The sequence below is a fragment of the Campylobacter sp. JMF_08 NE1 genome (assembly GCF_027737875.1).
Taxonomy (GTDB): Bacteria; Campylobacterota; Campylobacteria; order Campylobacterales; family Campylobacteraceae; genus Campylobacter_B.
Genome location: NZ_JAOVUC010000003.1, coordinates 53926 through 67177, shown reverse-complemented (window position 1 = coordinate 67177; position 13252 = coordinate 53926). Strand labels below are relative to the sequence as shown.

Sequence of the window (13252 nt, the reverse complement as noted above, 5' to 3'; positions counted from 1 at the left end):
TAAATTTAGCAACGCTCATTGCAAAATTTAAGCCTTTTTATATTTTTGTGCCTCGCCCCTAGCTAGGCTGTCGCAAGCCTCATTTTGTGGGTGCCCAGCATGCCCTTTGACCCATACGGCCGTGATTTTATGGCCGTTTGCCACTCTGATATACTCCCTCCACAAATCCTCGTTTTTTTTGTTTTTAAAATCCGTTTTTATCCACTTATGAAGCCACGAATTTATCGCATTTACCACATACTGACTATCTGTGATAAGCTCCACTTCGCATGGCTCTTTAAGCGCCTTTAAGCCCATAATCGCCGCGGTTAGCTCCATTTGGTTGTTTGTAGCGCACGCACTGCCGCCGCACTCGCATTTTTTAGCGCCCTTGTATTCTAAAATATACGCCCAGCCCCCAGCTCCTGGGTTTCCAAGACTGCTACCGTCGCTAAAAAGTCTGACTGATTTCATTGTTTGCTTCCGAGATTTTTGCGCCAACACCCACGCTAGCCATTTCGTAGCACACAGGGCAACGATGAGAAAATATCCCCACCTGGCTTTTGCATTTCGCGCACGAATACGAAAATGCTAAACTAGCCCCCGCAAATCCCGCTTCCTTCATCGCTACAAGAGCGTTTATTTCGAAATTTTGGCTAGGTTTTTCTGGCTTTTTCTCGCTTCTACCTAGCGCGTAAAAAAGCGCATTATAGTCGCTATCGCCCAAATTTACGGCTGTTTTTAGCGGATAGATTAGATCAATCACTTCGCTCAAATTTGGAAATTCACTAAATTCGCCAAATGGCTCTTTGTTTTTGATAAAAAGCTCTATGCAAAATCTCTTTGCACCCTTGAAATTTAGGGCTAAAATTTGCCTTATTTTCTCGCTAAATGGCGTGTTTGCGTCATTTGCGATGATTTGAGCTCTGATATATTGCGCGCCTTGCCAGACATCTACGCCTTGTTCTTGCAGCGCGTCTAAAACATGCAACGCCTCGTCAAACCTGCGAAGCCTCTCATAAATCACGGTTAGGTGATTTAGCGCGGTTTGGTTGCGTGGGCGCAGACGCAAAGCTTCCAAAAACACCTCCTCAGCCCTGCCCATAAATCCGGCTTTAAAATATACAATGCCTAAATTTGTCAGCACAAACTCCCTTTGTGCGCCGTTTGTGGTTTTATTTAGCGCGATTAGATAAATTTCAATCGCCCGCTCATAATCCCCGCTTTTGACAAAAGAATTCGCTAACACCCCAAGGGTAGGCTGATCGATTTGCGGGCTTGATAAAAGCTCGCGGTGAGCGTCGCTAAGCGCGTCTAGGGTGTCAAATTTTTTGATAAAATTCTCTAAATTTGTCCTTTCGTTTTTTTTGTGAAAAATCCCCCAAACATAGCTTAAAACGCTAACTAACAAAATAATGCTGATTAAAACAATTAGCCCAAAAATCGGATCGCGATCATCAAGAAAAAAATTGTCCAAATTTCGCCTCGTGGTATAAAATAAAGGGCGATTATAGCAAAGTGTGGGTATAATTTGCAAATGATTAAAAATGAAAGTATTGAAAGGCTTTTAGCCGTCGCTGATATCGTAGATGTCGTAGAAAGATATGTCCCACTCAAACGCTCTGGCTCAAATTTCGTCGGAATTTGTCCATTTCACGATGATTCGCACCCTAGCATGAGCGTGAGCTCACGGCTTGGGATTTTCCACTGCTTTTCGTGCAAGGCTGGCGGAAATGCCATAAAATTCGTCCAAGACTACGAAAAGCTAAATTTCAAAGAAGCCGTAGAAAAGCTAGCCTCGATGTATGGTTTCGAGCTCGAATACACAAATGAGCGCAATTTTCAGCGCGAAAATAAAAAAATTTTAGAAATCCTAAATGCTTTTTATCAAAGCCAGCTTTATAACAATTCTAGCGCGGTAGAGTATCTGCACTCGCGCGGTCTTAGTGATGAGACGATACAGAAATTTGGCCTTGGCTGGGCTGGGTCTAGCGCGCAGACAATCCGAGTTTTGCAAAACGAGCAAATCGAAGCGCGCGACGCCTTTAATGTGGGCGCGATTAAGCAAAACGAGCGTGGAAGCTACGCTAGCTTTATCGAGCGCATTACATTTCCGATTCACAACCACACTGGCAAAATCGTGGGCTTTGGCGGGCGCACGATTAGTGGCAATCCTGCCAAATATGTCAATTCGCCCCAGTGCGCGGTTTTTGATAAATCGCGAATTTTTTACGCTTATAATCTAGCCAAAAAAAGCGCGTATGATAAAAAAACTCTCATTATCACAGAGGGCTATATGGATGTCATAATGCTTCATCAAGCAGGTATCGACAACGCAGTAGCCGTGCTTGGCACAGCTTTGACGCCACTACATTTGCCACTGATTAAACGCGGGGATTTGCGCGTGATTTTAAGCTTCGACGGAGATAGCGCAGGAATCAACGCTGCGATAAAAAGTGCTAGACTCTTATGCGCAAACGGCATTGATAATAGCGTGGTTATCATAGGCGGTGGCGCAGATCCAGCCGATATGGTGCAAGCTGGCAAAGTGCGCGAGCTAGCCCAAATTTACGCTAATGGCATGGAGGGCGGAGAGTTTTTGATCCGTGAAATCGCCAAAAAATACGACCTAACTCGCCCTGTGCAAAAAGAGCAGGCTCTAAATGAAATCAAAGAATTCACTAACGCGCTAAATCCCGTGGTGGCGCAGTCATATACGAGTTTGGTAGCGCAAATTTTAGATGTTTCGCCTAGCGCGTTTTCGCTAAGTTCGAATTCGGGCGTGAGCGCAAATTTCGCGCCAAAGCCGAGTGTCAAAGCCGAGCCAAACGCGCCAAAACCAGAAAGCTCAAATTTAAAAGACATAACCGAGCTTCAAGTCATAAAATCCATGCTTTTAAACGAAAATTTCATGGCAAACGGCCTAAACTGCCTTAGCGTGCAGGATTTCCGTATGCATGGCAGGGTGTATGAAGCCCTAATATCAGCGCAAAAAAGCGAAGATGACGAGCAAAGTCTGCGCGCGCTTGCCTTGGATAATAAAATTTTAGCCATTACAAATGAGACGAATTTTATCAAGGCCTGCATGCTTCTTCGTCGCAGGGTTTTAGAGGAGCAAATGCAAAAATTGCTTGTTTCAAACGACCCTGACAGGCTCGATAAAATCCTCGAATATCAAAAAAAAATAAACGAATTAAAAGGAAAAAAATGAAGGCACTCGCACTTTTTAGCGGTGGGCTAGACTCTATGCTAGCCATAAAATTAATAACTATGCAAAATATCGGCGTTACGGCACTTTATATGGATATTGGCTTTGGTGGCAAAGATGATAAAAGCGAGATTATGAGCGAGCGAGCGCGCATGGCTGGGGCTGAGTTTTTGCGTGTGGATATCAGAGATGAGTATTTGCAAAATGTGCTTTTTAGCCCAAAATACGGCTATGGCAAGCAGTTTAACCCCTGCATAGACTGCCATGGGTATATGTTTAAAACCGCGCTTTCTATGCTAGAAGCACTTGGGGCTAGTTTTGTGATTTCTGGCGAGGTGCTAGGACAGCGTCCGATGAGCCAAAGGGCCGCTGCAATGGCGCAGGTGCGCAAACTAAGTAGTGATGAAAATAACCTAATCTTGCGCCCGCTAAGCGCGAAACTAATGGCACCAAGCGCGCCTGAAATCAACGGCTGGGTCGATCGCGAAAAACTGCTAGATATCAGTGGCAGGGGGCGAACGCGCCAAATGGAGTTAGCGGGGGAATTTGGCTTTGATGATTACGAAACGCCAGCTGGCGGGTGTTTGCTTACGATCCAAAGCTACGCTGATAAAATCAAAGATATGATGAAATTTGAAAAATTACAAACCACGCAGGACGCTGAAATTTTAAAATTTGGCCGTCATTTGCGCCTAAGCGGTGGTGCAAAAATGATAATCGGACGCAACGAAGACGATAATGCGCGCCTAAGAAATATCCAAAATCCTAAATTTACTCGCATTAAATTTACCGAGCCACTCGTAGGTGCATACTCGCTCATTTCGCGCGGTGCTAGTGGCGATGACATGGAGTTGGCGGCGAAATTCGCGCTAACTTATATGAAATTTCAACCAGGCAAAAGCTACGAAGTCATCATTGAAAATGAAAAATTTATAGCCACGCCGTTTGAAGATAAGGCCGAAGCGCAAAAATATTTTATTAACTGAATTATTTTATAATAGAACTATATAATATTTATGAAAGAGAGGTATAGACTATGGAAGATATTGTAAGGCGCAAATTTGTGAAAATGGCAGGAGCCGCAGCGGCACTTGGTGCTCTCTCAAACTATGCTAGCGCAGCAGAGAAAAAAGAGGGAACAAGCGCGTCTAAACCCCCAGTCCCTGGTGTCGGCGGAGAACGCTATATTCCGTATGATCAGCGAAAAGGGCCTGAGTCTTATGTATATTTTACAAGGGATCTCTCTCCCGCAGGACTTACTAAAATATTTGATAAAATCAAAAGCGTATTGGTCGGAAAAGTTGCGGTCAAACTCCATACCGGAGAGCCACACGGACCAAATATTATTCCACGCCCATGGGTAAAGGAGCTTATGAGTTCTCGTCTTTCTAATGCCTCGATTGTAGAGACAAACACATATTACGCAGGCGCAAGGTATAACACAGAAGATCACCGCAAAACTCTCAAAACAAATGGCTGGACTTTTTCTAGGGTAGATATAATAGATGAAAACGGGACAGCGTTATTACCAGTCCCGCATGGCAAATGGTTTAACGAAATGTCTATGGGAAAAAATATCCTTGATTATGATTCGTTTCTTGCCCTTACTCACTTCAAGGGACACATGATGGGGGGATTTGGCGGTTCGAATAAAAATATTGGTATCGGTTGCGCTGACGGACGAATAGGCAAAAAATGGATCCACTCCGCAGAGGGTAAAGGTCAGTGGAGTATCAGCGAAGAAGAGCTTATGGAGCGCATGAGTGAATCCACCAAAGCAATAACGACATATTTCGCTCACAAAATCGCCTTTATAAATGTATTGCGCAATATGAGCGTTTCTTGCGACTGCGAAGGAACTGCCGCAGCCCCTGTCGTAACGCCAGATATCGGCATCGTCGCCTCGCTTGATATCCTAGCAGCAGATCAGGCATCAGTTGATCTCGTCTATGCCTTGCCAGAGTCATCAAAGCACGATCTTGTCGAGCGCATAGAAACTCGCCATGGTCTTAGACAGCTTTCGTATATGAAGGAAATGGATATGGGCAACGACCGCTATCACCTGATAGATATAGATAACGGCGATGTGGAAATCAAAGTAGCAGACGCCGTAAAGGGTATCAGCGGAAAATGGGTCTCTGATGGTCAGTAAATAAAACTATCAGTAAAATTCATTGGGCATAAATTTAAAATTTTATGCCCAATCTGTCATTGCGAGAAGCGATAGCGACGAAGCAATCTACGAATTTAAAATTCAAGGTTAGTGTTTTTGCAAAATTTCAAAATTTTGCCTAAAATTTAAGAAATCGTTCAATGTTAAATTTCGCGCGAATTTAATACAAATTTCAACTCCACTCTGGCTGAAAAGTGCAGTGTGCGATACGCAAATTTTGCCTTAAATTTTGCGATAATTCACCGATGATTTGCGAAAATTTATCTAAATTTTCACGCTGGATTACGATATGAGCCGTCAAAACATAAAAATTATGCGTAATTTCGCTGAGGTGAATATCGTGCGTATCCAGCACAAACTCATGCGATAAAATTTCATTTTTTATGCTTTGTATAGGTATCGGCGAAGTCTCTAAAAGCACATTTACGCTATCTTTCGCCAAAGAATATGACCATTTTCCAATCACAAAGGCAATCATCATAGCCAAAACGCAATCCACCCAAAACGCACCCGTAAAATACACAATCACAGCACCCAAAATAACGCCAACCGAGCTTAGCAAATCGCTCATCATGTGTATGAAACTGGATTTTATATTTATGTTTTGCATATCGGCTTTGATTAGCAAAAGCCCGCTTATCGCATTTGCTACAAGTCCGATAAAAGCAGCCACCAAAAGGGTTTTTGCGTCTATGCTTTCAGGGTTTATCAGTTTGCACACAGCCTCATACACGATAAAAAGGGCGAACCCAAAACTCATAATAGAATTTACAAAAGCGACTAAAATCTCAGCTCTAAAAAATCCAAATGTCCGCTCGCTCCCACCGCTAAATTCCGAAATTTTCACCGCAAAATAGCTTAAAGTCAAGGCAAACGCGTGGCTAAACATGTGCAAAGTATCGCTTAAAAGCGCGAGAGAATTTGTAATGATAGAATAAACGAATTGAAAAATCATCGCAAAAATCGTAATTGCGATACAAATTTTAAGCATTTTTTTGTTTGTGTTCGCCCCCACTGCGTGGCTGTGATCGTGGTGCGAGTGAGCGTGGTCGCGAAAATGCTCGTGGTTGTGCGAGTTGCCATGAGAGTGGCTGTGCGAGTGCGACGCTTGGCTTGGGATAATAGGTTTATGGCTATAAAAATCGTGCTTGCAAGTCATGAAAAACTCCGTGATTAATTTGGCTAGCCTATATCGCAAATTCGCTTAAAATTTATTTATCGCAAACGCACGCAAACCACGCGTTACAAAATCACCACTTCTTCGTGTAAATCCACGCCAAATTCGGCTTTTACGCGCATTTTGGCTAAATTTATGAGCGTGATTGCCTCAAAATATGTCGCGTCGCCGTAGTTGATAAGAAAATTTGCGTGGATCTCGCTAAATCCGCACCCGCCGACACGAAAGCCCTTTAAACCCACAGCCTCGATGAGCCTACCTGCACTATCTCCATTTGGGTTTTTAAAACAGCTTCCAAAACTTGCACCCTTTGGCTGATTTGCCCTTTTTTGCGCGATTGCTTCACTAAGGGGTGCATCAAAACCGCGCGAAACTTTAAATTTGGCTTCCAAAATAATGCCGTTAATTTCGCTGTGGCGATAGGCGAAATTTAACTCGTCTTTGCCATATTCGCCCTTGTTTGTGCGAACGCTTAGTAAATTTTGGCTAATTTCAAAACCCATAAGTCCAGCGTTCATCGTTATTAGACCGCCCAAAGTGCCGGGGATATTTTTTAAAAACTCGAAATTTGCTAGATTTTGCCGTTTTGCAAAGTTGTAAATTTTACCGCTTTTTGTTTTTGCGCCGATTTTTAAAATGTCGCCATCAAGCGTGATAAAATCAAATTTATTGCTTAAAATTCCTAATTTCGGCGGATTTGGCGAGATTAAAAGATTATTTGCCCCGCCCACGACAAAGCCGTTAAATTCGCTGTTTTCGTCTAAGATTTCAATCTCTATTACTCCCCCGATTTTCACAGACGAATACTTCGCAAAGTCGATTTTTTGATATTTTTTTTCCATTTAATGCCTTGTTTTATTATTTATCAAATCTAATATTTCATTTCTATCGTAATTTTTTGCAAAATTGACAAATATATTTCTAGCTTTTTCGTTTTCCAAAATTCCATTATCAATCAAAATTTTTAAGGCGTTTAGATTATTTGTAAAGGCGACATATTTAACCGAAGAAATTAAAGTTTTTTCTATTTCTTCATTTAATTTTCTATATTTTAGATATTCTTGCAAATATTTTATTCCATTATTTTGTGCTTGTTTAAATTCCAATGAATTTATAAGTTTTTCATAGTTTTCGTCAATTCCATTCTTCCAATATAAACTCAATTCATCACTATATTTATACATAGGATGTGAAAAAATAAAAAATAGCACTACATCATCAATTGCTCCGTTTTTTAAATAATATGAAAACATTTCGAAATTATCAGACATTAAAGCTATACTTAGCACATTGCTTTCTGGATATTTATGTTTTTTTCCTAGATATACACTTTGTTTATTTATATTAAGACCGTTTTTTAAAAGCATATCTGAAATTTTAATTCTATCTTTATTTTCAAATGGATATACGATTAAAGAACCAAACAATGTGTGTTTTTCATTTTTTATTCCACTATTTAAATCTGGCTTATAACTTAAAAGCAAATTTAAAACATTATAAAAATGCTCTTTATCAAAAGATTGTGTAGCCCACATTTGAGCCACTGGCACTTCTGTTGTAGTAAAAAACAAATCTTGATTTATTAAATTTGGATTTTTATCGAGCATTGATTTTAGATTTGAAAAATCCTTTGTTACAAAAGATTTTTCAAGTTCTAAAAAAACTTTATCTTCATCATCAATATCCAAATTTAAAATATCTTCTTCTAAAATTTCATCATAAAAATTTTGTAATTCTTGCTTTCTTTTTTCACACTCTTCTTTTTCGCAATTAACAAAAATATTCCAAACACATTGAGAAGAACTTTTGCAACTTGTATAATCTATTGATTGTAGATGATTTGACATCATTTCGTCTAATCTATGCGCAAAAATGAAATTTGTCAAAAAAAACATTAAAATTAAGATAATTTTTTTCATTAAATTCCTTATGAATTTTTGTATAAATAACTTTATTATTATATTAAAAAAATATAAATTCTTAAATTATAAATTAAATTATTTTTTATGATATATTAAAAAATTACAACTCAAAAAAAACGCCTGACGGCGTGGCTGGATTGCTTCGCTCGTTACACTCGCTCGCAATGACAAATTAGGCAAAATTTACACTCGATTTGTCATTGCCACGAATTTAAAATTTCAGGGCAGTATTTTTGCGAAATTTTAAAATTCTACAAATTCCTAATTTCCTTATACTCGCTTGGTATCAGCATATCCCTTACGCAAATTTGTTCGCTATAAAAGCCATGCGAAAAGCCCAAATCAAAAAGCTTTTGCACCGCTTTTAATTGCGTTTCGTTCATTGAAATCGAATTTTCATTTGCATACAGCCCTAGATACTTTTCTAATTTTTTATCATCAACCCGCACCAAATTTCGCTCAATTAGCATTTTTGATAGCAAAGATTTATTTGCGTGAGCGACCCGCACGGCATCAGTCAGCACCCTTTCGCACTCTATCGCGTCTGTGAGTGGCAGTGAGCGGCGAAGCGCCATACCGCCAAGTGGAAGCGGTAAATTTTCGCCATTTAACTCGCTCCAAATGTCCCAAATTTCGCGCTCTACGCACAAATCGCTAGAAAAATCTAAAATGCTCTCGTGTATCAGCACTCCTGCATCGACTTCGCCACTAAGCACGGCATTTTCGATTTCCAAGAAATTTTTATACACAATTCTAGCGTTTGGGTAGGCAATGCGAAAAATCATCGCATTTGTCGTGTGTTCGCCACTTAGGGCGACTTTGAAATTCGGTTTTAGCTTCACGCCTTTTTTCTTTATCAGTTTTGGACCATAGCCTTCGCCAAAGCTCACAGCTGTGCGAAGCAAAGCATAATCAGCGTAAATTTTTGGATACAATGCAAAAGAGATCGCGCAAACATCATAAGTCCCAGCAAGACTTGCCAAATTTAGCGTTTGAATATCGTCCGCGTGGTTAGAAAATCTCAGCCACGAAGAACCTACCCAGCCAAATTTTATCGCCATATACATAAAAATATCGTCCGCATCGGGCGAGTGAGCAACGCTAATGTTTTTCATAATCTTACCTTAAATTTGATTTTGTGCAATCATAACAAAAAAGGGTTAAATTTCGCCATATAACACAACCTATTATTAAAGTTATTTTGCTAAAATCAGCGGTAAATTTTTTTTAAGGAATAGTATGGACGAAGGAAAGAAAAAAACCCTTGACGCCGCGCTAAAATCGATTGACAAAGCGTTTGGCAAAGGCACTTTGGTTCGCCTTGGCGATAAGCAAGTCGAGGCGATCGACGCGATATCCACAGGCTCAGTCGGCCTTGATATCGCCCTTGGAATCGGTGGCGTGCCAAAGGGCAGAATTATCGAAATTTACGGACCAGAAAGCTCTGGTAAAACTACTTTGACACTTCATATCATCGCCGAGTGCCAAAAGGCTGGCGGAATTTGCGCTTTTGTCGATGCTGAGCACGCGCTAGATGTCAAATATGCCGCAAATTTGGGCGTAGATACAGACAATCTATATGTAAGCCAACCAGACTTTGGCGAGCAGGCCCTTGATATCGTCGAAACCCTAGCCAAAAGTGGCGCAATTGATTTGATAATTGTAGATAGCGTCGCAGCACTTACGCCAAAGAGCGAAATCGACGGCGATATGGGCGATCAGCATGTAGGACTTCAAGCCCGCCTTATGAGCCAAGCTCTTCGCAAACTCACAGGCGTCGTGCATAAAATGGGAACAACGGTGATTTTCATTAACCAAATTCGTATGAAAATCGGTATGACAGGATACGGCTCGCCAGAGACCACCACAGGCGGAAATGCGCTGAAATTTTACTCATCAGTGCGTATCGATATCCGCAAAATCGCCACACTCAAACAAAACGAGGAACCAATCGGCAACCGCGCGAAGGTAAAAGTGGTCAAAAACAAGGTCGCTCCGCCGTTTAAGGTGGCTGAGTTTGACATTATGTTTGGCAAGGGTGTTTCCAAAGTCGGCGAGTTAATTGATTATGGCGTCAAACTCGACATTGTCGATAAAAGTGGCGCGTGGTTTAGCTATGGCGATACGAAGCTTGGTCAAGGCAGAGAAAATGCTAAAATTTACCTAGAAAATAACCCGAGCGTGGCTGATGAAATTCTAGGCAAAATAAAAGAACAAATGGGAAGCGAAGGCGTAAATTTAAGCGATTCCAGCGATGATGATAAAGGAGAAGAATAATGGTATTCGTAGAAAATGTGTATGCAATCGAGGTTTTAGATAGCAGAGGTAATCCGACAGTCAAAGCCACAGTCGAGCTAAGCGACGGCACGGTCGCAAGCGCAGTAGTGCCAAGTGGGGCAAGCACAGGTAAAAGAGAGGCTTTGGAGTTACGCGATAAAGACGCGAGATTTGGCGGAAAAGGCGTGCTAAAAGCGGTCGCTAATGTAAATGAAGCAATCGCTGAGGCAATCGTGGGAGCTGATGCGTATAATCAAAAATTTATCGATGATACTATGTTAGAGCTTGACGGCACTGAGAATTACTCAAATTTAGGCGCAAATGCTGTTTTGGGCGTCTCTATGGCGGTTGCAAGAGCGGCTGCAAAAAGCCTAAATATCCCATTATATCGCTATTTGGGTGGGGCTAACGCTAGTATTTTGCCTGTGCCTATGTTTAATATTATAAACGGCGGTGCGCACGCAAACAATAGCGTGGATTTTCAAGAATTTATGATTATGCCGTTTGGTTTCGATAATTTCAGCGACGCTTTGCGCGCAGCAGCCGAGATTTATCAAACTTTAAAGAAAATCCTAAATGATGCAGGTCATAGCACAGCTGTGGGCGATGAAGGCGGTTTCGCGCCAAATTTAAAAGACAACGAAGAGCCGATTAAAATCATTATGAGCGCGATTGAAAAGGCTGGATACAAACCAGGAGAGCAGATCAAAATCGCCCTAGATGTCGCTTCTAGCGAGCTTTACGAGGACGGAAAATACAAATTAGAAGGCAGAGAATTCACAAGCGAAGAGTTAATCGAATACTACGCGAATTTGTGCGAAAAATATCCAATTTTCTCAATCGAAGATGGTCTAAGCGAAGATGACTGGGACGGCTGGAAAAAGCTAACCGAAAAACTTGGCAAAAAAGTGCAACTCGTGGGCGATGATTTGTTTGTAACAAATGAGAAAATTTTGCTAGAAGGTATCAAAAAAGGCGTGGCAAACGCGATTTTGATTAAACCAAATCAAATTGGCTCTGTTAGCCAAACCATGCAAACTGTGCGCCTAGCACAACGCAACGGCTATCGTTGCATTATGAGCCACAGAAGCGGCGAGAGCGAAGATGCGTTTATCGCTGATTTTGCGGTCGCGCTAAATACAGGCGAAATCAAAACAGGCGCTACTTCAAGAAGCGAGCGCAACGCAAAATACAACCGCTTGCTTGAAATCGAGTGCGAAAGCGACGAATTTTTAGGCAACAAACTATAATGCTTTTTAAAAAAAAGGGTAGTGGTGCGCGCGAGCTTGGCTCTTACGCCCAGCGCGCACAATTTGGCGATGATAGCGAAATTTTAAGCCAAATCGGGGCTAAATTTTACGATGAGCAAGAGGGCAAAAGTGAAAATTTAGCCAGGAATTTCTACGAGCAAGAATTTAGCGCAAATTCGGCGCAAAAGCCAAATTTGGGCGCAAATTCTGCTCGCACAGCGAATACTGCGCCAAAACAAAATTCGCAAAATTCGCAAAATTCGCCAAAATTTAGCAAACCTAGAAATTTCAGAAAAATCGAATCGCCATTTAAAAAGATCGCCATTGCGCTTTGTGGGTTAGTGGCTATCGCTTATGCTGGATTTTTCTTATACGATGTGCTTTTTGGCAAGCGTTCGTTGGAGGTTTTGCGCGATTTGCAAAAGCAAAAGGCGTTTTTGTTTTCGGATATCGAGAGGCTAAAAAGCGAAAATGCCGAGCTTCAAAAGACATATTTGGAGCGCAGATTGCTAGATCCGGATTTGGTTAAATGAAAATTTTACTACCCTTTTTATGCGCAGTTTTACTGCTGGCTGATACAAATTCTAGCGCGAATTTAGACGCCAATTCCACAAACAAAGACAAAAATTCAAGCGCAGAGCAAAATTTAAGTGCGCCTAAATTTCAAGTCATAAAGCCCATAATCCCGCCAGATGACTTCACCTCGCAGCTGTTTTCGCTCCCCTCAAACGCCAAGGTAATCGAGCAAATCATAGTGCGTTATAGCGACGAAAATGGCGCAACACAGGAAAAAATCATCGACATAAATCGCTCTGTGGATTGGCGAGATGATTTTATGCTAAGTGCGCGAGCTAAACCTGCGCTTTCTAAAATTTTAGATGTTTCTGTTACTTCAAATGACCCAAATTTGGAGCAAAACGGCGGTATTTCTATGCCTAAGCCATACTTTACGCCACGCCTTGATTTGCCGTTAGAAACGATCAAATTTGACGATAAATTGCAGTTCGTTATCAAAAATCATAGTCTCGAAATCATCACAAAAGATGAGCTTAAATCCCTCGACACAAACAAAAGCAAATTTGCAAAAATCGAGCTTTTTAGAGACGAAATGAAGCTTAGTCAGGCCGGATTTATGGTAAATGTGGGCGGGTTTTATGACATTAATATCACCAGAGATGAGGGCTTTTACAGCCTCGAAATCAGTGGCGAATCAAACGCTAGCTTTGAGAATTTCGCCAATGGCTACATAATCAAACTAAAATAAGG

At 41.2% G+C, this 13252-nt stretch carries 13 protein-coding genes; 7 read left to right on the top strand and 6 right to left on the bottom strand.

The window, feature by feature from the left end; genetic code table 11:
- Positions 1–27: 27 nt before the first annotated feature.
- Together rnhA and OFN91_RS03625 are read right to left on the bottom strand one after the other, a co-directional pair.
- On the bottom strand, positions 28–453 hold the full coding sequence (gene rnhA, locus OFN91_RS03630; RefSeq protein ID WP_270873314.1) for a ribonuclease HI: 426 nt from the start codon (positions 451–453) through the stop codon (positions 28–30).
- Positions 431–1456 (bottom strand): tetratricopeptide repeat protein, encoded by a 1026-nt coding sequence (locus tag OFN91_RS03625; RefSeq protein WP_270873313.1) that lies wholly within the window; start codon positions 1454–1456, stop codon positions 431–433. Before OFN91_RS03625 ends, rnhA begins: the two co-directional genes overlap by 23 nt.
- A 60-nt stretch (positions 1457–1516) precedes the next feature.
- Here OFN91_RS03625 and dnaG point away from each other — a divergent pair, with 60 nt between their 5' ends.
- From dnaG to OFN91_RS03610, 3 genes are read left to right on the top strand one after another with little or no spacing between them, the layout of a single operon-like run.
- On the top strand, positions 1517–3190 hold the full coding sequence (dnaG, locus tag OFN91_RS03620) for a DNA primase (RefSeq protein WP_270873312.1): 1674 nt from the start codon (positions 1517–1519) through the stop codon (positions 3188–3190).
- Complete coding sequence (locus OFN91_RS03615) at positions 3187–4173, top strand: argininosuccinate synthase domain-containing protein (RefSeq protein ID WP_270873311.1); 987 nt, start codon at positions 3187–3189, stop codon at positions 4171–4173. The genes dnaG and OFN91_RS03615 overlap by 4 nt, the downstream gene beginning before the upstream one ends.
- Positions 4174–4223: 50 nt before the next feature.
- A complete protein-coding gene (locus tag OFN91_RS03610) occupies positions 4224–5339 on the top strand; it encodes a DUF362 domain-containing protein (protein ID WP_270873310.1) in 1116 nt (371 codons plus the stop codon).
- Between the two features lie 193 nt (positions 5340–5532).
- Here OFN91_RS03610 and OFN91_RS03605 read toward each other — a convergent pair whose 3' ends face one another.
- The 4 genes from OFN91_RS03605 to OFN91_RS03590 all read right to left on the bottom strand — a co-directional run bounded on the left by OFN91_RS03605 (position 5533) and on the right by OFN91_RS03590 (position 9574).
- Positions 5533–6519: a cation diffusion facilitator family transporter gene (locus tag OFN91_RS03605; protein WP_270873309.1), complete on the bottom strand. Its 987-nt coding sequence runs from the start codon at positions 6517–6519 to the stop codon at positions 5533–5535.
- Between the two features lie 83 nt (positions 6520–6602).
- Positions 6603–7379: a UDP-N-acetylmuramate dehydrogenase gene (locus OFN91_RS03600; RefSeq protein WP_270873308.1), complete on the bottom strand. Its 777-nt coding sequence runs from the start codon at positions 7377–7379 to the stop codon at positions 6603–6605.
- On the bottom strand, positions 7380–8456 hold the full coding sequence (locus tag OFN91_RS03595) for a hypothetical protein (protein ID WP_270873307.1): 1077 nt from the start codon (positions 8454–8456) through the stop codon (positions 7380–7382). It abuts the gene before it with no gap.
- Between the two features lie 254 nt (positions 8457–8710).
- Positions 8711–9574, bottom strand: coding sequence for a menaquinone biosynthesis family protein (locus OFN91_RS03590; RefSeq protein ID WP_270864756.1), 864 nt, complete (start codon positions 9572–9574; stop codon positions 8711–8713).
- A 124-nt stretch (positions 9575–9698) separates the two neighbouring features.
- Here OFN91_RS03590 and recA point away from each other — a divergent pair, with 124 nt between their 5' ends.
- The 4 genes from recA to OFN91_RS03570 are packed head-to-tail and all read left to right on the top strand — an operon-like array spanning position 9699 to position 13250.
- Positions 9699–10736 (top strand): recombinase RecA, encoded by a 1038-nt coding sequence (gene recA, locus OFN91_RS03585; RefSeq protein ID WP_270858502.1) that lies wholly within the window; start codon positions 9699–9701, stop codon positions 10734–10736.
- The gene (eno, locus tag OFN91_RS03580) at positions 10736–11986 is read left to right on the top strand and encodes a phosphopyruvate hydratase (RefSeq protein WP_270873306.1); all 1251 of its coding nucleotides are present in this window, start codon (positions 10736–10738) and stop codon (positions 11984–11986) included. The genes recA and eno overlap by 1 nt, the downstream gene beginning before the upstream one ends.
- On the top strand, positions 11986–12519 hold the full coding sequence (locus OFN91_RS03575) for an FtsB family cell division protein (RefSeq protein ID WP_270873305.1): 534 nt from the start codon (positions 11986–11988) through the stop codon (positions 12517–12519). Before eno ends, OFN91_RS03575 begins: the two co-directional genes overlap by 1 nt.
- Positions 12516–13250 (top strand): hypothetical protein, encoded by a 735-nt coding sequence (locus tag OFN91_RS03570; protein WP_270873304.1) that lies wholly within the window; start codon positions 12516–12518, stop codon positions 13248–13250. Before OFN91_RS03575 ends, OFN91_RS03570 begins: the two co-directional genes overlap by 4 nt.
- The last annotated feature ends 2 nt before the right edge of the window (positions 13251–13252 follow it).